Here is a 21034-nt window from a genome sequence, read left to right on the forward strand (position 1 = left end):
CGCACGGGTGCGCGACGACCGGACCTCGGGGAGATTCCGTGAGATTCGGCCGGAGCCGTGCGACGGCCGCCCCTGATCCGGGATCCTTGAGCGGCCGCGCCGTGCGCGGAAGACGATCCTCCCGATCCTCCCACCACGAGAGCGAGCCACAGAAGTGCCCCGTGTCACACCGCCTCGCGACGACGAAGGCGGCCCCGCGCTCGAACTCCTGGTCCACGGGGTCGGCGGCACCACTCCCCAGGACATGCTCGGTGATCCGCGCACGGTCCGGATCACCGGCGACGAGACCGCCGCCGTCTACCGCCGCACCGAGGACGCCGACGCGGACGGTGCCGAGGAGGCCGGCCCCGGGCAGACCCGCGACCGGCCGGTCCCCGAGGCGTACGTCTGGTGCAACCTCACCTCCGGCAACGGCGCCCGCGCCCTGTGGCTGCTCCTCCTGCCGTTCATGGTCGCCAACCTGGCCCACTGGATGCAGCCCACGACCCGCGGCCTCACCAGGACCGTGCGCACGTACGGCGTGCTGGTGCGGCTCCTCGCGCTGAGTCTCACCGTGCTGCTGATCGCCGCGGCCTGCGAGGTCGCGCTCGACCTCACCGCCTGGCAGTGCGCGGGCTCCGCCCGCTGCTCCGGCGACAAGTCGTGGCTCGGCTTCCTGTCCGCCGACCGCGGCGGCTGGTGGTCCCAGCCGGGCCGGCGCCTCGCCCTGGCCGCCCTCGTGCCCGCCGCTGTGACCGGCCTGCTCTGGTACCTGTCCAACCGCACCTGGAGCGCGTACGAGTCCCAGCGCCCCCTGCCCGCCGGAGCGGAGCCCGACCCGGACGAGCCGACCGCCCGCCCCGCCCTCGGCATGCCGGGGTTCTGGTACGGCCGCCGCCTCGTCGCCCGGCTGCGCGCCGCCCACACCGCCGCCGGCTTCCTCACCGTCGCCGCCGTCCTCGCCGAAGCGGGGGCGCGGTACGACCGCCGCGCCTCGGGACCGCTGCTCGAAGCGATCGGCCTGCTCCTCGAACTGGCGCTGCTCGGCGGCGCCTCCCTGGTGGTGTGGGTGGTCTGCCGCAGGGGGCGCAGCGAAAGCCGCCTCGACGTGCGGCTCGACAAGGCCGTCACCACCCTGCTGCCCGGCTCCGCGCTCGCCCTGCTGGCGTTCACGGCCCTGTACGCCGCCTGGACCCGGCCCGGCTGGGTCTCCCAGGGCCGGCTGCCCGGCGACCGCGCCTTCGGCGTCATCACGCTGGGCCAGGGCGGCCTCGTCGTCGCGCTCGCCGCCGTGGCGCTCACGATGTACCGGCGGGTTCCCGACGCCCGTACGGCGATGCGCGGACTCGGCGGCCCCGCCACCGCGATGCTCGCCTGCGCCTTGGGCGGTGTCATGACCGGCGGTGTCGCACAGCGCGTCGCCGACTGGCTGGACGGCGGGGGCACACCGGGGGAGCCCGGCGGCGAGATCCCGGGGCCCCCGGTACTGCTCACCTGGCAGGCTTCCGTCATCCCGCCCCTGCTCGTTCTCCTGCTGGCGCTGGGCGCCCTCCTCGCCGTACGCACCTATCGGGCCCGGCGCGCCATGGCCGACGGCATCGAGGCGGAGTACCCGGACGCCGAGCCGGACCTCGTACGCACCCGCCGCATCGCCCGTATCCGCGCCATGGCCGCGCTCACCGACCGGGCTCCCGCGCTCCTCGGCGTCACCTCGGCCGCCACGCTGCTGCTCGGCGCCGCCGCCCTCACGGGCGCATGGGCGACCGGGAAGGTGCCGGGCAGGGCCGCCGCCGGGACCCACGACTTCGTCGCGTCGGCGGCGCAGGCCGCGCAGGCGCTCGGTTCCTGGCTGATCGGCGTCGGCTTCATACTGTTCGTCACCTGGGGCCGGCGGGCCTACCGGGATCCCGCGGCCCGCCGCACCATCGGGATCCTCTGGGACGTCGGCACTTTCTGGCCGCGCGCGGCCCACCCCTTCGCACCGCCCTGCTACGCCGAGCGCGCCGTGCCCGACCTGACGTGGCGGATGGCGAGCTGGACCGAACGCACCGGCGGACGGCTCGTCATCTCCGGCCACTCGCAGGGCAGCGTGCTCGCCGCTGCCGCCGTCTGGCAGCTGCCGCCGCGCACCCGCCGCCGCGTCGCCCTTCTCACGTACGGATCGCCCCTTGAGCGTCTGTACGGGCGGTGGTTCCCGGCGTTCTTCGGAACGAACTGCCTCAAGGCCCTGAGCCACGAGGTGCACTGCTGGCGGAACCTGTGGCGCCGTACCGACCCCATCGGCGGACCCGTGCGCGTACAGGGCGGACAGGCGCCCGGTGTGGACACGGAAGCGCTCAAGGACCCGCTCGCCTACGGACGCACCCGGGAACAGCCGTTGCCCGCTCCCGTGCTCGGCCATTCCGACTACCAGGCCGATCCCGCGTTCGACCGGGAGAGGACCGCGCTGCTCGACCGGCTGCCGCCGTGCGCGGTGCCCCGTCAGCGGCCCGACGCCCCGCTCGGTCAGGGAAGTTCGGGCAGGTCCTCGGGGTAGAGGATGGTCAGGTCGTCCGTGTTCATCTCGGTGAGCTGGGCGACCCGGCCGGCGTGCCGCTCCACCATCGACTCGAACGTCTGCCGCGCGGTACGGCCGTTGCCGAACGCGGGTCCCTTGGGCAGCGCGGTGAAGTACTTGAGAAGCGCTTCGGCCGTTCCCGTGCCCAGCCGGTACTCGTGCTCCTCGGCCTGCTGCTCCACGATCCGCAGCAGCTCCTCCGGGGCGTAGTCGGAGAACGTGATCGTGCGCGAGAAGCGCGAGGCCACGCCGGGGTTGACGTTGAGGAAGCGCTCCATCTCCGCCGTGTACCCGGCGACGATGACGACGACCGCGTCCCGGTGGTCCTCCATCAGCTTCACCAGGGTGTCGATCGCCTCCTTGCCGAAGTCGCGCCCTGAGTCCTCGGGGGACAGGGCGTACGCCTCGTCGATGAACAGCACACCGCCGCGCGCCCGGTCGAAGGCCTCCTGCGTGCGGATGGCCGTCGAGCCGATGTGCTCGCCGACCAGGTCCACCCGGGACACCTCGACGAGGTGACCGCGCTCCAGTACGGCGAGCGAGGCGAGGATCTCGCCGTACAGGCGCGCGACCGTCGTCTTGCCGGTGCCGGGGGAGCCCGTGAACACCAGGTGGCGGCGGACCGAGGCGGCCTTGAGACCGGCCTCCTGCCGGCGGCGGCCGATCTCGATCATGTCGGTGAGCGCGCGCACCTCCCGCTTGACGCTCTCCAGGCCCACCAGGGCGTCCAGTTCGCCGAGCACGGCCTTCGGCGTGCGGGCGGGCTCCGCGTCCGGCACAGGGGCGGCCACGGGCTCGGTGGCCCGCTGTCCGGGGACCGCGCCGAGCAGCCCGGTGGTCTGCGTGGCCGTCAGTACGGCGGTGGCCTCCGGGACGGGCGCGCGGACACCGCTCTCGTCGCTGGTGCAGTCCTCGACGAGCGGCCCGTCCTCGGCGAACTCGTAGCCGCCGCGCGCGCAGCGCTCGGTGCGGCACCGCGTCAGCGTCGTGCGGCAACCGTCGATCACGTGGAAGCCGTAACCGCTGCTTCCCGTGACCCGGCAGCCGTGGAACGTGCCGCGGCCCTCCGCCGAGACGTAGAAGCCCGCCTCCGCGGGCGAGGTGACCGTGCAGCGCTCCAGGCGCGGGTCGGCGCCCTTGGTGACGATGACACCGGTCTGCGCCGCGTCGATGGTGCAGCCGGAGAGCGTGCCCCCGCTGCCGTGGTCGCGGAACCACGCGCCGGTCGACGCCTCCCGGATGCGGCAGTCGTCGAGCTGCGCGGTGGCGCCGTCGCTCACGGACACCGCCGTGTTCCGCACCTGGGACAGGTCGCTGTCCACCACGTCCACGCGCGATCCCCTGTCGAGGACGAACAGCGCGTCCGGGACGTCGTGCACCCGGCAGCCCTCCAGCACGGCGGTCGCGCCGTCGCTGATCCAGACCGCCGGATAGTCGCCCGTACTGTCGTGGATCTCGCACTGGTGGGCGTCCACGCGCGTACCGGGGTCCCAGACGGACAGCCCGTTGCGGCCGAAGCGTCGCACCGTGGAACGGGTCAGGGTGAGGACCGCGCGCGAGCGCAGGTCGATCGCGTTCTCGGGAATGTCGTGGATGTCGCAGTCGGAGAGCGTCAGTACGGCGTCGGTGTCGAGCGTGACACCGTCGGCCGAGGTGCGGTGGACCGTGCAGTCGGTGAGGTGGGCGGAGGCGCGGGCGGCGACCTGTACGCCGGTGCCCTTGACCTCGTACACCTCGCAGCCGACGGCCTCCAGGCCGCTGCCCTCGCCGGTCACCGACAGGCCCGCGCCCGAGGCGTGATGGACCCGGCAGCGGTCCAGACGGGGGTGGGCGCCGCCGCGCACCGAGACGCCCGACTGTCCGGCCGCGACCACCTCGCACTCCTCGAACACGCCGCCCGCGCCGTCCGTCACGCCGATGCCGACGCCGGCCGGGTTGTCGACCGTGCAGCGCCGCACGGTCGGCCGGGCCGCGCCGCGCACCTCTATGCCGACGGCGGAGCGCGTCACGACGCGCAGGTCGACGAGTTCGGGGGCGCCGCCCTCGACGAGCAGGGCGGGGGACGCCGCGTCCTGTCCCTCGACGTGCAGGTCCTGGACCACCGCGGAGGCGCGCACGGTCAGGGCCACGCCGTCCACCGGTGCGATCCGTACCGACCCGACCGTCCCCTCGGGGCCGCGCAGGGTCACGGCGCGCTCGACGACGAGGTTCTCCCGGTACGTTCCCGGGGCGACGGTGAGCACGTCACCGTCCCCCGCGGCCTCCAGGGCTGCGGCGAGGGAGGCGTATTCGCCTGTGCGGCGCCGCCACCGCGACGTGCCGGTGTACGTCACCTGGACCGTGCCCTGTGCCATGGCGTTGCTGTGCCCCCACCTTGTGCCGACGTGCTGACGAACTGGCCGCTCCACCGTAGCGCGCGTGAGGCAGGGGAGTTGACCGGTCAGCCGCAGCCGGCGGGCCGGTCCGTGGCGCCGCCGGGCGGGTCGTCAGCTGCCGGCGCCCGTACGTCCCCAGTCGGGACCGGCTTCGGCCCATGCCTGGTCGAGCCGGGCGTACCGCCGCTGCACGAGCCGCCGTACGACCAGGCGCCTGCCGCCCTCGAACAGCGCGGCCGCCGCCGTCGCCGCGCCGATGCCGGCGATGGCGGCATGGGTGGAGGCGGTGGCGTCGTCCATGGGGCGGCCCACGGGCCGGCCCGCGTCGTCCGTCCACATCCGGAAGCGGTCGCCGGGCTGCGCGACGCGCTGGGAGGTCGTCAGCGCGCCGGTGTGCCGCGTGCCGTCGTGCGCCGTCCAGCGGGCCAGGACCCTGGTGTGCGTCGCGCGCTCCGCCGGCGTCTCGGGGTCGCGGAGCAGGACCGGCTCGCTGGTGGCGACGACGTGGGCGGTGGTCCGGTGGCGCTGCTCGTGCTGCGCGCGCACCGACTCGCGCAGCGCGTCGTGGGTGAGCGTGCCGCAGATCCACCCCGCGGCGGGGGCGGCGAGGGCGATCAGGAGCACGACGGTGAGCGTCACCCGTGCCTCGACGAGATCGGTCGGTCGGCACAGCGGGCTGTGCCGCCGGCGCCACACCGTGAATGCCGTCCGCACCGTCCGCACCCCCTTCCGGGCCGTCTCGGGCCCGACCCGCTCGGCCGGCCCGCGACCACGTCCGCCCGCTCGCTCGCTCCTTCAACGGGTCCGCCGCTCCGGCGGGTTCCCGCGGCCGGCGCATCTATTCGAGGATTCTCACCGGATCGCCGACGCGGATGGTTCCGGTGCCCTCGGGCACCAGATTCTGTCCGAAGAGCAGCTTGTCGCCGGCCCGCCGGTGCCGGGCGAGCGTGCGCAACGGCTCCTTGCCGCGCTCGGCCGTCCGCTGGTCGGTGGTCGTCACGACGCAGCGGGCACAGGGCTCGGTGACCCGGAAGGTCACGTCACCGATCGCGACGCGCTTCCAGTCGTCCTCCGCCCACGGAGCGGTGCCGTCCACGACGGCGTTCGGCCGGAACCGGCTCATGGCGAGCGGGCCCTCGCCGGCGTGGTCCCCCTGGGCGACGAGGGAGTTGAGCGCGTCGAGGGACGAGAGGGTGGTGACGAGCAGGGGATAGGCGTCGGCGAAGCTCACCGTCTCGCCGGGCCTCCCGTACGCGGGCGCGACGGGACGGCGGCGCGCCGGGTCGTCGAGATGCACCAGGCGCACCTCGGCGCCCAGGTACGCGCTGAACCAGGCGTGCGCCCCCGCGCCCGCCTCGACCACCTCCACGGTGTCCTTCCAGAGCTGCACGTGTGCCCTGCCCGCCGGACCGGGCTCGGGCACGGCCACCACCAGCGGCTCGCGGCCGGGCGCGGACAGCCGTATCCCGCCGTCGGGCAGGAGCTCGGCCCGTGCCAGCGCCAGACGCGGCTGAGGGCGTTGCGTGACCACCTTCCCGGCCGGGTCGACCAGCATCCATCTGCGGTCTCCGGCCGGGCCCCACGGTTCGACGTCCACCTCGCCCGGCGCGCACCCGGCCACCGATTTGACCGGGTAGACGTGGACCGCGTGCAGCAGCGAGTTCGGCATGCGGCCAATCCTGCCAGCCGGGTCCGACAGTCGTGCGCCCGGTCAGTACCCCCGGCTCTGGTACTGGTGGTTGTACGGGTCGTCGTACGGCGTGGCGGCTTGCACCGGACGCGGCGCCGCGGGGCGCATGGCCTCGTACCCGGTGGCGGCGGCCTGGCGCGGCTGCTGCTGCTGGTACTGCTGCGGACCCGGGTAGCCCCGCGGGCCGGAAGCCTGTTGCGGGATGTACGGCGCCGGAGCGTGCTGCAGGGGAGCCGGCTGGGGCTGCGCCTGCTGGGGATAGCCGTAGGAAGGGGCGGGGGAGTAGTAGGAGGGCGCGGCGGGAAGAGCGGGAAGCGCCGCCGGGAGGGCCGGCAGATAGCTGTTTCCGGTGTCGTACGCGGCAGGTACCCGGATGGGAGCGATCTGGGGCGTGCCCCGCTCTGCGACGAGGGAGTCGTAGATCGGGGTGTCCGGGAAGGACGGGGCGGAGTAGTAACCGCCGCCGTAGGTGGCGCGGGGGGAGGTCATGGCACCTAAGTTAAGCCGAAGATGTTCTGGTTGGGGAGCCCGATAAGAGGGTTGTTTTACGGGTTGCGAGTGGCGGCGGATCCCTAATCCGAGCGAACTTGGCAAAAACGGTCGCCGCTCGGCGCCGAGATCGTGTAAGAGCGCCCTGGCCATGGGTTACCCGAGGTCGCCGGGTGATCTTGAGCCCGTCGTCGAAGGGGTCGGGGAACGCGGGGAATAGGTTGGCCGTACGGAAATCCTCGGACACCCGCAGTCGCGATGGGGGCGATCATGTCCATGCTTAAAGGAACCAATGTGCCGGTGCCGGCGCAGGCGGTGCGCGTCGAATTGGGATGGCGTTCGGGCGCCGGTGTGCCGGACGTCGACGCCTCCGCCCTCCTGCTGGTTTCGGGAAAGGTCCGCGACGACGCGGACTTCGTCTTCTACAACCAGCCCGCGCACGCGTCGGGCGCGGTGCGGCACGAGGGCAAGGCGCCGTCGGGGGACGGTGTGACGGACACGCTGCGGGTCGACCTCGCGCAGGTGGAGGCGGCCGTGGAGAAGGTGGTCGTCGCGGCGTCGGCGGACGGCGGCAACTTCGGGCAGGTGCCCGGTCTTTACGTGCGCGTGCTGGACGCCGCGGACGGCACGGAGATCGCGCGGTTCGACAGCCGGGACGCGAGCGTCGAGACGGCCTTCGTCCTCGGAGAGCTCTACCGGCGACAGGGCGCCTGGAAGTTCCGGGCCGTGGGTCAGGGCTACGACACCGGACTTGAAGGGCTTGCCGGGGACTTCGGCATCAGCGTCGACGAGCCGCAGCGGCAGCCCGGGGCGCAGCCGCGGGGCACGGCGCCGGTCCCGGCTGCCGCACCCGTCACGGTCTCCCCGCCGGCCCCCGTGGTGACCGCGCCGGCCGCGCCCCCCGTCCGGCCCTCGGCCCCCGTACGCCTCAGCAAGATCACCCTCACGAAGGAAGCACCCGCCGTCTCCCTCACCAAACAGGGAGGCACCTCGGGCATGATGCGCGTGAACCTCAACTGGGAGGTGCGCAAGCAGTTCAAGGGCTGGGCGGCCAAACTCGGGCGGGCCGTCGCCCAGCACGGCGACCTCGACCTCGACCTGTGCGCCCTCTACGAACTCGCCGACGGCCGCAAAGGCGTCGTCCAGGCGCTCGGCAACGCCTTCGGCTCGCTCCAGCAGCCGCCGTACATCCATCTCGACGGCGACGACCGCACCGGATCGTCGAACACCGGGGAGAACCTGACCATCAACCTCGACCACCAGGACGAGCTCCGCCGCGTCGTCATCTTCGTCGCCGTCTACGAAGGGGCCCGTTCCTTCGCCGACCTGCACGCCACGGTCACGCTCACGCCGCAGAACGGTGCGCCCGTCGACTTCTCCCTCGACGAGTGCACTGTGCCCTCCACCGTCGCGGCGCTCGCCCTCATCACCAACGAGGGCGGTGATCTGACCGTGCGCCGCGAAGCGCGCTACCTCGTACCGGAGCGCGGTGTCAGCCCGCAGCGCACCGTGGACCACGCCTACGGCTGGGGCATGAACTGGTCGCCCGGCAGGAAATGACCGCAGGGGGCGGCGGCTCAGTGCTCCGGCGCGGCTTCGGGACGCGGGTACGTCCGTCCCTTCCAGGCCGCGCCGCGCCCCCGGTAGTGCTGTACGGCGGAGTCGACGGTCATCAGCAGGTAGAGGACGGCGGTGAACGGAAGGGAGAGCGCGAGCCACGGCGGCCTGCCGTAGTAGCGCAGTACGGGAAGGTACGTAGCGGTCATTACCGCCCATGCCAGGCCACCCGCCCAGGCCGCTGCCGCGTCAACCGAGAGCACACCGGCGCAGAGAGTGAGCGGGGGCGCGAGGTAGACGAGCGCGAGCCCCGCGACCGTTCCCGTGAGCAGCACCGGACTGTGCCGCAGTTGGGCGTACGCGCTGCGCGAGACCATCCGCCAGAGGTCCGCGAGCCGGGGATACGGGCGCACGCTGTCGACCCGATCGGCGAGCCCCAGCCAGATCGTGCCGCCGCAGCGCTGCACCGCTCCGGCGAGTGACACGTCGTCGATGACCGCCTGGCGGATCGAGTCGGGCACGCGCGCGCGTGCCGCGGCCTCCGTCCGCAGCAGTACGCAGCCTCCCGCGGCGGCCGCGGTGCGCGCCCCCGCCGTGTTGACCCACCGGAACGGGTAGAGCTGCCCGAAGAAGTACACGAACGCGGGAACGATCAGACGCTCCCACCCGCCGGCGACCCGCAACCGCGCCATCTGGGAGACCAGGTCGAGGCCGTTGGTGCCGGCCGCGGCCACCAGTTCCCGCAGGCTGTCCGGAGCGTGTGCGATGTCCGCGTCCGTGAGGAGCAGGTACTCCGGCTCGCGCCCGCACTCCTCACGTCCCCGCGCGCGGGCCAGCGCGATGCCGTGCCGCAGCGCCCAGAGCTTCCCCGTCCAGCCGGGCTCCGGATCGCCGGGCGAGACCACCGTCAGGGGCAGCCCGCCGTGCGTGCGCTCCAGCTGCCGCGCCAGGGCGCCGGTGCCGTCCGTGCTGCCGTCGTCCACCAGGACGATCTCCGCACGCCCCGGATAGTCCTGCGCGAGCAGCGACGGCAGAGTCAGCGGAAGCATCCCGGCCTCGTCGCGCGCCGGTACGACCACGGCGACGTCCGGCCACGCGTCGGGCTCCTCGCGGCGCGGCAGCCGCTGGTCCGTACGCCAGAAGAACCCCTGTCCCAGCAGCATCCACAGCCACGTGGCCAGCGAAAAGCCCGCAATCCAGGCAACAGCACTCATTCGTCGCAGTCTGCCCCACCCCGAGGGCCGCCGAGGGGCGGTCGACTATGGTGACCGGGTGAAGATCGCGCTCATGGACTCCGGAATCGGCCTGCTGCCGACGGCCGCCGCGGTGCGCCGACTGCGGCCCGACGCCGATCTGGTCCTCTCCTCCGACCCCGACAGCATGCCGTGGGGGCCGCGTACGCCGGCCGATGTCACCGAGCGCGCGCTCGCCGTGGCGCGGGCCGCCGCGGAGCACCGGCCCGACGCGCTGATCGTGGCCTGCAACACCGCTTCCGTGCACGCGCTGCCCGCGCTCCGCGCGGAGCTCGAGCCCGGTCTTCCGGTCATCGGCACCGTCCCCGCGATCAAGCCGGCCGCCGCGGGCGGCGGCTCCGTCGCCATCTGGGCCACGCCGGTCACGACGGGCAGCCCCTACCAGCGCGGCCTCATCCGGGACTTCGCCGACGGCGCGGCCGTCACCGAGGTGCCCTGCCCCGGCCTCGCCGACGCCGTGCAGCACGCCGACGAAGAGGCCATCGACCGCGCGATCGCCGCGGCCGCCGCCCTCACCCCGCGTGATGTAAGGGCCGTCGTCCTGGGCTGCACCCATTACGAACTGGTCGCCGAGCGCATCCGCGCCGCGGTCCAGCCGCCCGCACTCCCGCGCGTCGTGCTCCATGGATCCGCCGAAGCCGTGGCCGCCCAGGCGCTGCGCCGCATCGGAGCCGCGCCGGCCCCCGCGGCCGCCCCGGCCGCCACCCTCACCGTTCTGCTCAGTGGCCGGGACTCCGCGCTGCCCGCCGCGGCGCTCGCGTACGCCGAGGGGCGCCTGCTGGAGACGGTCGACGCCGCGCGCTGACCACCGTACGGCCGAGGCGGGAGCAGCTCGGCGCTGCCGCGACCGCGGAACGTGCGTACGCTGCTACGCATGAGGGAGCACCCCCGCGGCGAGGGGCGTAGCACGGAGCCCCTCCCCGTGATCTGGACCGGACGCGCGACGAACCGCGCACAGTGGCTGCTCGCGGCCGTCGGCGCGGGATGCCTCGCGCTCGGTGTGAAGCTGGCCGTCGACTCGACATGGGCCTCCGGCCTCGCCCCGCTCGTCATGTCGGTCGTGGGCTGCCTGGCGGCCGGCCTGCTCATCCTCTTCGGGACGCTCGCCTTCGTGCACGTGGCGGTCAAGGTCGACCGCGACGCGCTGGAGGTCCGCTGCGGTCACATGGGCCTGCCCCGTCGCCGAATCCCGCTCGCCCATGTAGTGCGGGCGGAGTTCGCGCCGAAGGTGACGCCGCGCCACTGGGGCGGCTGGGGATACCGCTGGCGCCCCGGCAAGGGCATGGCCGTGATCGTCCGCAAGGGCGAGGGAGTCGTGCTCCGGCTCGGCGACGGCCGGATCTTCACCGTGACGGTGGACGACGCCGAGACGGCCGTACGCGTGATCCGCGCCCGCCTGCACGCGGCCGCGACGGGCGGCGGCAAGGGCGGCCGACACCCCTGAGCCGCCGCCTGCGGGGCCCCCTTTTTTTTGCCGGCCCGGGACGGCTCCTGCGCGGCTGCCACATCGTGGACCCGAGACGCCTTCGCCGGACAGTCTGCGGGGCGCACGTCCCGTCGGCCCGGGGCGCACCTCCGCCTGCCGATCGCACCGTCCGTCGGCCCGGGACGCCTCCGCCCGCGTACCGCCACCTCCGCCGCCCTAGGGAGCCCTCCGCCCGAGGGTCCCGTCCCGGCTGCCCGACGGCCCACCCTTCCGTGGGCCGCCGCCCCCTCCGTCGTCCGGCAGGCGCCGAGCCGTCGCCAGTCCCGCCAGCACCCCCGCGCCCGCCGTCACCGCCGTGAAGCTGAGCGCGTTGCCGATGGCCGCCAGGGCCGCGACGGCGGTCAGCGCCGCCGCCGCGGTCAGGGCCACCGGGGTGTCGCGGGGCGAGCGCCACAGCCCGTACAGCAGCCAGCCGAAGACCCCGCCCAGCAGTACGACGCCCACCACGCCCTGCTCGGCGGCGAGCTGCAGCGGAGCCGAGTGGGGTTTGCCCGCGGAGTACGGCGTCTGCAGCGCGGCGGGACTGAGCCTGCCGAACCGGTCGGGGCCGGCGCCGCGCACCGGGTGCTCCTCGGCGATGGCGACCGCGTCCCGCCACAGCAGCACCCGGTTCACCGTGAGCTGTCCCTCCAGCGAAACGGTCAGCCCGTCCGGCAGGGCTTCCTCCGCCACCGCCCACGAACCGCCCACCACGAGCCCCGCGGCCAGGGCGCACCCCGCCAGACCCGCCGCCCGGCGGCGCACCCGCGCCACCGCCAGCGAGCACAGCAGCACGCCGAGCGCCGCCGCGAACCCAGCGACGGAACCGAGCACCAGCCCCGTGACCGCGACCGTCAGCGCCAGCAGCCGCAGAGCGAGGCGTAGCGGATACGGCCGCGCCGCCCACGCCGCGCAGCAGGCCGCGCCCGAGGCGAGGGCCAGCAGCGCCGCCGTCGCGCCCGTGCTGCCAGAGCTCTGTCCCGTCACCGCCGCGCCCGCCACCTCGCCCGTCAGGCCGTGCTCCGGATGCGGGTGGACGGCCAGGGCGAGCGCCGCGCACGCGGAGGCCGAGGCGGCCGCGACCGGCAGCAGCGAGCCGCAGATCCGGCCGCACGCGTAACTCCCCGCCACCACGAGTACGGCCAGCAGGACACCCTCGGGCCTGGCCTCCCGCCCGGCGGCGGCGGCCAGCGACCAGACGGCGCAGCCGCCGAGGATTACGACGCCGACGGCATCGGTGAACGCACCGCGTTCACGCGCGCCGGACCGTACGGCCGGTGCGGCCATCCCGTCGACCCCCCGAACTGAGACGGGCCCCGCCCGCCGCGGCCGGAGACGGGCCGGGCGTCAGGGACTGGCGGACACGGTAACGGGAGGCACGGTGCCTTGTGCGCGAATTGCGCAGGAACGTTGCTTCTCCTGCCGGAACCGACCTCTCCGTACCGCGCCGGGTCACCGTAGACTCCGCCAGGTGAGCGCCACCCCCACCGCCGTCGACCGGCCCGCACAGCAGCCGGCCCCGCACTCCGCCGACCCGTCTCGCGGGAGAAGCATGCTGACCCGGCTCGCGGCCCCCGCGGCCGCCGTACTCTCCGGTCTGCTCCTGTACGCGAGCTTCCCGCCGCGTCCGCTGTGGTGGCTCGTGCTGCCCGGCTTCGCGCTGCTCGCCGCGTGTCTGTACGGGCGGCGGGCGCGGGCCGCCTTCGGGCTCGGGCTCCTCTCCGGGCTCGGCTTCCTCCTGCCGCTGCTCAGCTGGACGGGCGAGGAGGTGGGGCCGGTGCCGTGGCTGGCGCTGGCCACCGCCGAAGCGCTGTTCGTCGCCGTGTGCTGCGTCGGCATCGCGATGGTGACCCGGCTGCCGCTGTGGCCGGTGTGGGGCGCGGCCGTGTGGATCCTGGGAGAGGCGGTGCGGGCGCGCGTGCCGTTCGGCGGCTTCCCCTGGGGCAAGATCGCCTTCGGGCAGGCGGACAGCGTCTTCCTGCCGCTCGCCGCCGTCGGCGGCACCCCGGTGCTCGGGTTCGCGGTCGTGCTGTGCGGCTTCGGCCTGTGCGAAGCGGTGCGGCAGTTCCGTGCCCGGCGCACGACGGGCGAAGTACCGCGCAGGGGCGCGGCCCTCGCCGCGCTTACGGTCCTCGTGCCGGTGACGGCCGCACTCGCGGCGCTGCCCCTCGTCGACGCCTCCGCGCAGGACGGCACCGCGACGGCCGCCGCGATCCAGGGCAACGTGCCCCGGCTCGGCCTCGACTTCAACGACCAGCGCCGCGCCGTGCTCGACAACCACGCCCGGCGCACCGAGGAACTCGCCGCCGACGTCGAGGCCGGCAAGGCGCCCCGGCCCGACTTCGTCCTGTGGCCGGAGAACTCCTCCGACCTCGACCCCTACCGCAACAGCGACGCCCGCGCGGTGATCGACCGGGCCGTGCGCGCGATCGGCGCCCCCACGGTCGTGGGAGCGGTCCTCACGCCGGACACGGGCAAGCTGCGCAACACCCTCATCGAGTGGGACCCGGGACGCGGCCCTGTCGCGACGTACGACAAGCGGCACGTCCAGCCGTTCGGCGAGTACATCCCGATGCGTTCCTTCGTACGGCTCTTCAGCTCGGACGTCGACCGGGTACGCAGGGACTTCGGCCCGGGGGACAAGGTGGGCGTCTTCGACCTCGCGGGCACGAAGGTGGGACTCGCCACCTGTTACGAGGCGGCCTTCGACTGGGCGGTGCGCGACACCGTCACGGGCGGGGCCCAGCTGATCACCGTACCCAGCAACAACGCCACCTTCGGTCGCAGCGAGATGACGTACCAGCAGCTCGCCATGTCCAGGGTCCGGGCCGTCGAGCACAGCCGGGCCGTCGTCGTTCCGGTGACCAGCGGGGTCAGCGCCGTCATCGGGCCGGACGGCAAGGTCGCACAGAAGACGGCGATGTTCACGCCGGACGCGCTCGTCGCCGAGGTGCCGCTGCGCTCCTCGCTGACTCCCGCGACGCGCCTCGGCACCGTCCCCGAGGGCGCACTGGTGCTGCTCGCGGGGGCCGGCCTCGGGTGGGCCGTGTTCCGGGGCGTACGGGCTCGCAGGGGAACGTCCGCATGAGCGTGCGGCGCGTCCGGTGCGAGTTCCGTGCCGGCAGGGCCCGTTAGGGTTCTGATCATGGCAACTCCCGATTTCATCCGCGAGCTCCGGGCCACCGCGGGCCATCAGCTGCTCTTTCTGCCGGGCGTCAGCGCCATCGTCTTCGACGAGACGGGCCGGGTGCTCCTCGGCCGCCGCGCGGACACCGGCAGGTGGTCGGTCATCGGGGGCATCCCGGAGCCCGGCGAGCAGCCTGCGGCGGCGGCCGTGCGCGAGGTGTACGAGGAGACCGCAGTGGAGTGCGTGACGGAACGCGTCGTTCTCGTGCAGGCGCTGAAGCCGGTCGAGTACCCGAACGGCGACCGGTGCCAGTACATGGACATCACCTTCCGGTGCCGTGCCGTCGGCGGTGAGGCACGGGTCAACGACGACGAGTCGCTCGATGTGGCCTGGTTCTCGGTCGACGCGCTCCCCGACCTGCACGAGTTCGCCCTGATGCGGATCAAGCAGGCCCTCACCGACGAACCCACATGGTTCGAGCCCACCGCACAGCTGTGAAGTATGGGTGGTGACCACATCGGTGGCCGGGTGAGCGCTGCCTAGGGTCGGAGGCATGACCGCGCCCACCACACACCCCACGTCCGCACCCGGACCACACCTCGACGGCCGTACCGCGCTCGTCACGGGCGCGGCCGGCGGTATCGGCCGCGCCTGCGTGCTGCGGCTCGCGGCCGCCGGGGCCAAGGTCAGAGCCGTCGACCGGGACGCCGAAGGGCTCGAGGCCCTCACGGAACAGGCGCGCGGCCTCACCGGCGTGGTGGAGCCGCGGACCCTCGACCTCACCGACCTCGACGCCGCGGAGCAGGTGGCGGCGGGCACGGACATCCTCGTGAACAACGCCGGCCTGCAACTGGTCCGCCCCCTGGAGGACTTTCCCCCCGACGTCTTCCACACCGTGCTGACCGTGATGCTCGAAGCGCCGTTCCGGCTGATCCGGGGAGCGCTCCCGCACATGTACGGGCAGGGCTGGGGGCGCATCGTGAACATCTCCTCCGTGCACGGGCTGCGTGCCTCCCCGTACAAGTCGGCGTACGTCGCGGCCAAGCACGGGCTCGAAGGGCTCTCCAAGACGGCCGCCCTGGAGGGCGCAGAGCACGGCGTCACCTCGAACTGCGTCAGTCCCGGGTACGTCCGCACCCCGCTCGTGGAACGGCAGATAGCGGACCAGGCCGCCGCCCACGGGCTGCCGGAGGAACGCGTACTCGCCGACGTACTGCTCAAGGACTCCGCACTCAAGCGTCTCCTGGAGCCCGACGAGGTCGCCGAGGCGGTCGCGTACCTGTGCGGCCCCCACGCGTCGTTCGTCACGGGAACGTCGCTGCCCCTCGACGGCGGCTGGACCGCTCACTAGCTGGTTGAGTGTCTCCATGTCCCACGATCAGCCGCAGAGCGGCAGCGAAGTCCCGTACCTGGAACTTCTCGCCCGTGGGGCGGCCGCCGACGCCTACGAGCGGCCGGTGCTGGTCGCCCGCGCGGACGGCGCGCCGCCCGAGACGCTCGCCGCCCTCGAGACCGCCAAGATGCACGCCCTGCGGGTACGGGCCGAACTGGAGGGGCGCCGGCGGCGCGAGGCCGAGCTGTCCGCCCTCTACGAGACCGCTCACGACCTCGCCGGGCTGCGCGACCTCGACGCCGTACTGGCCGCGATCGTGCAGCGGGCGCGATCACTGCTCGGCACGGAGGTCGCGTACCTGAGCCTCAACGATCCGGTGGCGGGCGACACGTACATGCGGGTCACCGAGGGGTCGGTGTCGGCGCGGTTCCAGCAGCTGCGGCTCGGCATGGGGGAGGGGCTCGGCGGGCTCGTCGCCCAGACCGCACGCCCCTACGCGACCGAGAGCTACTTCGACGATCCCCGCTTCCAGCACACCTGGACCATCGACTCCGGCGTACGCGACGAAGGGCTCGTCGCGATCCTCGGCGTACCGCTCACGCTCGGCAGCCAGGTGATCGGCGTCCTCTTCGCCGCCGACCGGCGGGCCCGCGTCTTCGAGCGCGAGCAGATCGCGCTGCTCGGCTCGTTCGCCGCGCACGCGGCCGTCGCGATCGACACCGCGAACCTGCTCGCGGAGACGCGGTCCGCGCTCGCCGAACTGGAGAAGGCCAACGAGATCATCCGCGACCGCAGCGGCGTCATCGAGCGTGCTTCGGAGGTGCACGACCGGCTGACCGAACTCGTGCTGCGAGGCGGCGGCGTCCACGACGTGGCGAGCGCGGTGTCCGAAGTGCTGCACGGGAACGTCGAGTTCCGGGAGGCCGGCGGGGAGCCAGAGGGAGCGGAAGGGCACGCCGTACGTCGCGGCGACGACTGGGTGGTGAGCGTCTCGGCCGGGGGAGAGCTCCTGGGCGCGCTCGTCCTGCACGGACAGCCGGAGCTCGACCCCGTCGACCAGCGCACGCTCGAACGCGCCGCCATGGTGACGTCGCTGCTGCTGCTGGCCCGGCGCTCGGCCGGCGAGGCCGAGCAGCGGGTGCGCGGCGAACTCCTCGACGATCTCCTCGACGCCCCCGACCGCGACCCCCGCCTGCTGCGCGAACGCGCCGCCCGGCTGCGCGCCGACCTCGACGCGCCCCACGTGGTGCTGGCCGCCCGCATCGAGGCTCCCCGGGCCGCCACCGTCGAGCGGGAGAGCGCGGACCGCGGGCGGCTGTGGTCCGCCGCGTCGCATCTGGCGGCGACCGGGCACGGCCTGGCGGCGGCGCGCGACGGCGGCACGGTGCTGCTGCTGCCGTGCGGCAGCGGCGACAGCGCCGCAGCGCTCGCCCGCCGGACGGCGAAACACCTGGGCGGCGCCCTGCGCGAGCCCGTCACGGTCGGCGCCTCGGGGCCCGTGGACGCCCCCGCCGCCCGGCCCGGCGCTGTGGCGGGGGCGTACGAGGAGGCACGCCGCTGCGTCGACACCCTGCGGCTGCTGGGGCGCTCCGGGGAAGGAGCGGCGGCGGAGGACTTCGGGTTCCTGGGCCTGCTGCTCGCGGACAGCCGGGACGGCCGTTCCGGGGGCGCCATCGAAGCGTTCGTCCAGCGCACGATCGGCGAGGTCGTCGCGTACGACCGGCGCAGAGGGACCGATCTGGTGCGCACCCTGGACGCGTACTTCGCGTGCGGGATGAGCCCCGCCCGTACGAAGGACGCGCTGCACGTCCACGTCAACACGGTGGCGCAGCGCCTGGAGCGCATCGGCAGGCTGCTGGGCGCCGACTGGCAGTCGCCGGAGCGGGCCCTGGAGCTGCAGCTCGCGCTGCGGCTGCACGGGCTGTCGTCGGCGATGAGGCACTGAGACAAGAGCCGTTCCCGGGAACGTCCGCGGACGTTCCCGGGAACGGCTCTTCCGTGTGTCCGCTCAGACGGTACGGGCGCCGCCGCCGGCCCGTACGACAGCGTCCTCCTTCTCACCCGGCTCCGCCGCGATGTCCCCCAGGTCCCGGTGCCGCGTCTCCTTCGCGCACACGACGGCGAGCACCGTGACGAGCGCGGCTGCGATGACGTACAGGGCGATGGGAGTGGCGCTGCCGTAGTTCGCCAGGAGGGCCGTGGCGATCAGCGGCGCCGGGGCGCCGGCCGCGACGGACGAGAACTGCGCGCCGATCGAAGCGCCGGAATAGCGCATACGGGTCGCGAACATCTCGGAGAAGAAGGCCGCCTGCGGTGCGTACATCGCCCCGTGGAAGACCAGTCCGACCGTCACGGCGAGCAGCAGGTTCCCGAAGGTCCCGGTGTCGATGAGCATGAAGAACGGGAACATCCACAGACCGACGCCGACCGCGCCCAGCAGGTAGACCGGCCGTCGCCCGAGCCGGTCCGACAGGGCGCCCCACGCGGGGATCACCGCGAAGTGGACGGCCGACGCGATCAGCACGGCGTTGAGCGCCGTCTGCTTGCTCAACTCCACCTCCGTCGTGGCGTAGACGAGGATGAAGGCGGTGATGACGTAGTAGCTGATGTTCTCGGCCATACGGGCGCCCATCGCGACGAGCACATCGCGCCAGTGGTGACGAAGGACGGCCACCAGCGGCATCTTCTCGGCGACGGTGGAGACGCTCTTGCGAGCCTCGGCTTGGGCCAACGCGGCCTTGAAGACAGGCGATTCGTCGACGGACAGACGAATCCACAGTCCGACGAGCACCAGCACACCGGACAGCAGGAACGGTATGCGCCAGCCCCACGCCACGAACGCGGAGTCCGACAGCAGCGCGGTCAGGGCGGACAGCACACCGGTCGCGAGCAACTGCCCGGCAGGCGCACCGGTCTGCGGCCAGGAGGCCCAGAAACCACGCCGCTCGGCGTCACCGTGCTCGGAGACAAGCAGGACCGCCCCGCCCCACTCGCCGCCGAGTGCGAAGCCCTGGACGAGCCGCAGCAGGGTGAGCAGCGCGGGCGCGGCGAAGCCGATGCTGGCATGCGTCGGCAGCAGACCGATGGCGAAGGTGGCGCCGCCCATCAGCAGCAGGCTCAGCACCAGGAGTTTCTTGCGGCCCAGCCGGTCACCGTAGTGCCCGAAGACGAGCGCCCCGAGCGGCCTGGCGGCGAAGCCGACCGCGTACGTCAGGAAGGCGAGCAGGGTTCCGACGAGGGGGTCGGATTCGGGGAAGAAGAGCTGGTTGAAGACCAGCGCGGCGGCGGATCCGTACAGAAAGAAGTCGTACCACTCGATAGTGGTCCCGATGAGGCTGGCGGCGACGATGCGCTTGAGAGTTGACGGGGCTGGTGGAGCGGTCGCGGGGGAGGACATCGGTACCACTTCCTGGCGGTCGACGGGGACGTTCACGTGTCGCCACACCGTAGAAATCCGCAGGTCACCGGCACATGTGGCGGGACACCATAGTTCGGGGCGCGCAGGTGCGCGCGACCACCATGCGGCTGACGGCGGCCACGACCCCCTTCCACGCCGGGCCGCGCCCCTTTCAACGCCGGGTCACGACCCGTTCCGCACCCGGACACGACCCGTCCCGCGCCCGGTCACGACGGCGAGTTCACGGGGACGGCGAGTTCACGGGAGCGGCGAGTTTCGAGGCGCGCCCTCTCACTCACCGCTCCCCCTCATCCGCCGCGCCCCCGTTCACTGCACGGCGCGGTCCCGCAGGGCCGTCTGCCAGGCGGGCGGCGGCTCCTGCGCGTCCCGCTCCGGGCGGCGCCCGCCGCGCGCGAAGAACTCGGCGAGCGGGAGGATGCCCGCGCCCACGGTGACGGCGTCCGGCCCCAGGGTGCCGAGGCCGATCTCGACCCGGGCGGCCGGATAGGCCAGCGCGTACGACGTGGCGTGCGCGCGCACCGACTCCAGGAACCGGTTGCCGAGCTGCAGTCCCGCCCAACCGCCCACGAGGATGCGTTCGGGCTGGAAGAGGTTGATCAGGTCGGAGAAGCCGGCGCCGAGGTACTCGGCCGTCTCCTCCAGCACGGCCACCGCGGTCGCGTCGGCTTCGGGCAGGCCGCCGTCGGCGCCGGGCGCGGGATACGCGGCGGCGAGCATGGCCGTGAGGGCGGCCTCCTCGTCCGCGTCGGCCGGCGGCCGCCCGCCGGCCTCCTGCCAGCGCTCCAGCAGGGCTTCGGCCCCCGCGTACGCCTCCAGGCACCCCAGCGCGCCGCACCGGCACCGGCGCCCCCGCACCCGCACGGTGAGGTGGCCCCACTCGACGGCCCGGCCGGGTCCCATGTCGTCGGCGACGACGCACGCGCCGACTCCCGACCCGAAGAGCACGACCGCGGCGCTGCGGGCGCCGCGACCCGCCCCGAACCACATCTCCGCCTGCCCGAGCGTCTTCGCGCCGTTGTCGATGAAACAGGGCACCTCCTCGGGCAGGAGACCCGTGGCGCGCACCAGCCGTTCGAGCGGCACCGCGTCCCAGCCGATGGTCTGGCCGTGCACGACGGCGCCGTCCTCGGCGGTCCGCGCGACGATGCCCGGCACGCCGATCCCGACACCGAGGAGCCGCTCGGGCGGAACGCCGGCGGTGGCGAGCACCTCCGCGATACCGTCCCGCAGATGCCCGACGACGGTGGCGACGTCGTACCGGTCGACGCGTCGCCGCGTCTCCGCCGCCAGCGGTTTCTCCACCCTCGCCAGCTCGGTGAGTACGAGGTCGAAGAGCTCGATGCGGATCCGGGTCTCGCCGACGTCCACGCCGATCATGTAACCGCTCTGCGGCCGGATGCGCAGCAGGGTACGGGGGCGTCCGCCCGCGGAGTCGACGCTGCCCGCCTCCTCGACCAGCCCTTCGGCGACCAGCTCGGCCACCACATTGCTCACCGAGCCGGAGCTGAGGCCCGTGGCGGGCCCGAGCGAGAACCGGCTCAGCGGCCCGTCGAAGTACAACCGTCGCAAAACAGCGGTGCGGTTCTCCCGCCGCAGGTCACGCACTGTACGGCCGCCGCGCATGCTCACCCTGCACCTCTTCCTGAAGTCCTTGCCCGCAACATACCTCTGCGACACCTCTTGACGCGCACTTGGCTCGAGGTTTAACTCACATCCTAAATTAAGCCATGAGGGAGTCCGGGGCCGCACGTGGGCGCTGCTCCGGCCCTCCCTTCCCGGCGATCCGTAACT

16 protein-coding genes are annotated in these 21034 nt (G+C 73.6%); 8 read left to right on the forward strand and 8 right to left on the reverse strand.

What is annotated here, in order from left to right; translation table 11 throughout:
• The first annotated feature begins 115 nt into the window (after positions 1–115).
• Positions 116–2515 (forward strand): hypothetical protein, encoded by a 2400-nt coding sequence (locus AC07FK_RS10390; RefSeq protein WP_479104950.1) that lies wholly within the window; start codon positions 116–118, stop codon positions 2513–2515.
• On the opposite strand, the gene AC07FK_RS10395 is transcribed toward AC07FK_RS10390, so the two are convergent.
• The 4 genes from AC07FK_RS10395 to AC07FK_RS10410 all read right to left on the reverse strand — a co-directional run bounded on the left by AC07FK_RS10395 (position 2485) and on the right by AC07FK_RS10410 (position 7090).
• Complete coding sequence (locus AC07FK_RS10395; RefSeq protein WP_479104324.1) at positions 2485–4890, reverse strand: right-handed parallel beta-helix repeat-containing protein; 2406 nt, start codon at positions 4888–4890, stop codon at positions 2485–2487. The genes AC07FK_RS10390 and AC07FK_RS10395 overlap by 31 nt on opposite strands.
• Before the next feature lie 132 nt (positions 4891–5022).
• On the reverse strand, positions 5023–5625 hold the full coding sequence (locus AC07FK_RS10400) for an Rv1733c family protein (RefSeq protein ID WP_479104326.1): 603 nt from the start codon (positions 5623–5625) through the stop codon (positions 5023–5025).
• Positions 5626–5749: 124 nt separating this feature from the next.
• On the reverse strand, positions 5750–6580 hold the full coding sequence (locus AC07FK_RS10405) for an MOSC domain-containing protein (protein WP_479104328.1): 831 nt from the start codon (positions 6578–6580) through the stop codon (positions 5750–5752).
• A gap of 42 nt (positions 6581–6622) precedes the next feature.
• Positions 6623–7090: a DUF6643 family protein gene (locus AC07FK_RS10410; RefSeq protein WP_479104330.1), complete on the reverse strand. Its 468-nt coding sequence runs from the start codon at positions 7088–7090 to the stop codon at positions 6623–6625.
• A gap of 258 nt (positions 7091–7348) precedes the next feature.
• On the opposite strand from AC07FK_RS10410, the gene AC07FK_RS10415 reads away from it, so the two are divergent.
• Positions 7349–8650: a TerD family protein gene (locus AC07FK_RS10415; RefSeq protein WP_479104332.1), complete on the forward strand. Its 1302-nt coding sequence runs from the start codon at positions 7349–7351 to the stop codon at positions 8648–8650.
• Between the two features lie 17 nt (positions 8651–8667).
• Here the strand turns inward: AC07FK_RS10415 and AC07FK_RS10420 are convergent, their stop codons facing one another.
• The gene (locus AC07FK_RS10420; protein WP_479104334.1) at positions 8668–9861 is read right to left on the reverse strand and encodes a glycosyltransferase; all 1194 of its coding nucleotides are present in this window, start codon (positions 9859–9861) and stop codon (positions 8668–8670) included.
• A 58-nt stretch (positions 9862–9919) separates the two neighbouring features.
• Between AC07FK_RS10420 and AC07FK_RS10425 the strand changes: the two genes are divergently transcribed.
• Both AC07FK_RS10425 and AC07FK_RS10430 read left to right on the forward strand, forming a co-directional pair.
• Entirely contained in the window at positions 9920–10705 is a 786-nt protein-coding gene (locus AC07FK_RS10425; protein ID WP_479104335.1) for a glutamate racemase, read from the forward strand.
• A 69-nt stretch (positions 10706–10774) separates the two neighbouring features.
• Positions 10775–11344: a hypothetical protein gene (locus AC07FK_RS10430; protein ID WP_479104337.1), complete on the forward strand. Its 570-nt coding sequence runs from the start codon at positions 10775–10777 to the stop codon at positions 11342–11344.
• 198 nt (positions 11345–11542) lie between these two features.
• On the opposite strand, the gene AC07FK_RS10435 is transcribed toward AC07FK_RS10430, so the two are convergent.
• Positions 11543–12652 (reverse strand): O-antigen ligase family protein, encoded by a 1110-nt coding sequence (locus AC07FK_RS10435; RefSeq protein ID WP_479104339.1) that lies wholly within the window; start codon positions 12650–12652, stop codon positions 11543–11545.
• A 184-nt stretch (positions 12653–12836) separates the two neighbouring features.
• On the opposite strand from AC07FK_RS10435, the gene lnt reads away from it, so the two are divergent.
• From lnt to AC07FK_RS10455, 4 genes are read left to right on the forward strand one after another with little or no spacing between them, the layout of a single operon-like run.
• The gene (gene lnt, locus AC07FK_RS10440) at positions 12837–14453 is read left to right on the forward strand and encodes an apolipoprotein N-acyltransferase (protein ID WP_479104341.1); all 1617 of its coding nucleotides are present in this window, start codon (positions 12837–12839) and stop codon (positions 14451–14453) included.
• Positions 14454–14510: 57 nt separating this feature from the next.
• Positions 14511–14990, forward strand: a complete 480-nt coding sequence (locus AC07FK_RS10445) for an NUDIX hydrolase (RefSeq protein ID WP_479104343.1) — start codon at positions 14511–14513, stop codon at positions 14988–14990.
• Between the two features lie 55 nt (positions 14991–15045).
• A complete protein-coding gene (locus tag AC07FK_RS10450; protein ID WP_479104345.1) occupies positions 15046–15843 on the forward strand; it encodes a 3-hydroxybutyrate dehydrogenase in 798 nt (265 codons plus the stop codon).
• Between the two features lie 16 nt (positions 15844–15859).
• Positions 15860–17770, forward strand: coding sequence for a helix-turn-helix domain-containing protein (locus tag AC07FK_RS10455; RefSeq protein WP_479104347.1), 1911 nt, complete (start codon positions 15860–15862; stop codon positions 17768–17770).
• A gap of 63 nt (positions 17771–17833) precedes the next feature.
• Here AC07FK_RS10455 and AC07FK_RS10460 read toward each other — a convergent pair whose 3' ends face one another.
• Both AC07FK_RS10460 and AC07FK_RS10465 read right to left on the reverse strand, forming a co-directional pair.
• A complete protein-coding gene (locus AC07FK_RS10460; protein ID WP_479104951.1) occupies positions 17834–19222 on the reverse strand; it encodes an MFS transporter in 1389 nt (462 codons plus the stop codon).
• A gap of 327 nt (positions 19223–19549) precedes the next feature.
• A complete protein-coding gene (locus AC07FK_RS10465; RefSeq protein ID WP_479104349.1) occupies positions 19550–20872 on the reverse strand; it encodes an ROK family transcriptional regulator in 1323 nt (440 codons plus the stop codon).
• Positions 20873–21034: the final 162 nt, after the last annotated feature.

Source organism: Streptomyces sp. NPDC046122 (assembly GCF_056429965.1).

What these genes read in the sequence shown, in the direction of transcription:
- AC07FK_RS10395 (WP_479104324.1), bottom strand. Translation starts at nt 4,890, where the DNA reads ATGGCACAGGGCACGGTCCAGGTGACGTACACCGGCACGTCGCGGTGG.
- AC07FK_RS10405 (WP_479104328.1), bottom strand. Translation starts at nt 6,580, where the DNA reads ATGCCGAACTCGCTGCTGCACGCGGTCCACGTCTACCCGGTCAAATCG.
- AC07FK_RS10410 (WP_479104330.1), bottom strand. Translation starts at nt 7,090, where the DNA reads ATGACCTCCCCCCGCGCCACCTACGGCGGCGGTTACTACTCCGCCCCG.
- AC07FK_RS10415 (WP_479104332.1), top strand. Translation starts at nt 7,349, where the DNA reads ATGGGGGCGATCATGTCCATGCTTAAAGGAACCAATGTGCCGGTGCCG.
- AC07FK_RS10420 (WP_479104334.1), bottom strand. Translation starts at nt 9,861, where the DNA reads ATGAGTGCTGTTGCCTGGATTGCGGGCTTTTCGCTGGCCACGTGGCTG.
- AC07FK_RS10430 (WP_479104337.1), top strand. Translation starts at nt 10,775, where the DNA reads ATGAGGGAGCACCCCCGCGGCGAGGGGCGTAGCACGGAGCCCCTCCCC.
- AC07FK_RS10435 (WP_479104339.1), bottom strand. Translation starts at nt 12,652, where the DNA reads ATGGCCGCACCGGCCGTACGGTCCGGCGCGCGTGAACGCGGTGCGTTC.
- AC07FK_RS10445 (WP_479104343.1), top strand. Translation starts at nt 14,511, where the DNA reads ATGGCAACTCCCGATTTCATCCGCGAGCTCCGGGCCACCGCGGGCCAT.
- AC07FK_RS10450 (WP_479104345.1), top strand. Translation starts at nt 15,046, where the DNA reads ATGACCGCGCCCACCACACACCCCACGTCCGCACCCGGACCACACCTC.
- AC07FK_RS10455 (WP_479104347.1), top strand. Translation starts at nt 15,860, where the DNA reads ATGTCCCACGATCAGCCGCAGAGCGGCAGCGAAGTCCCGTACCTGGAA.
- AC07FK_RS10460 (WP_479104951.1), bottom strand. Translation starts at nt 19,222, where the DNA reads ATGTCCTCCCCCGCGACCGCTCCACCAGCCCCGTCAACTCTCAAGCGC.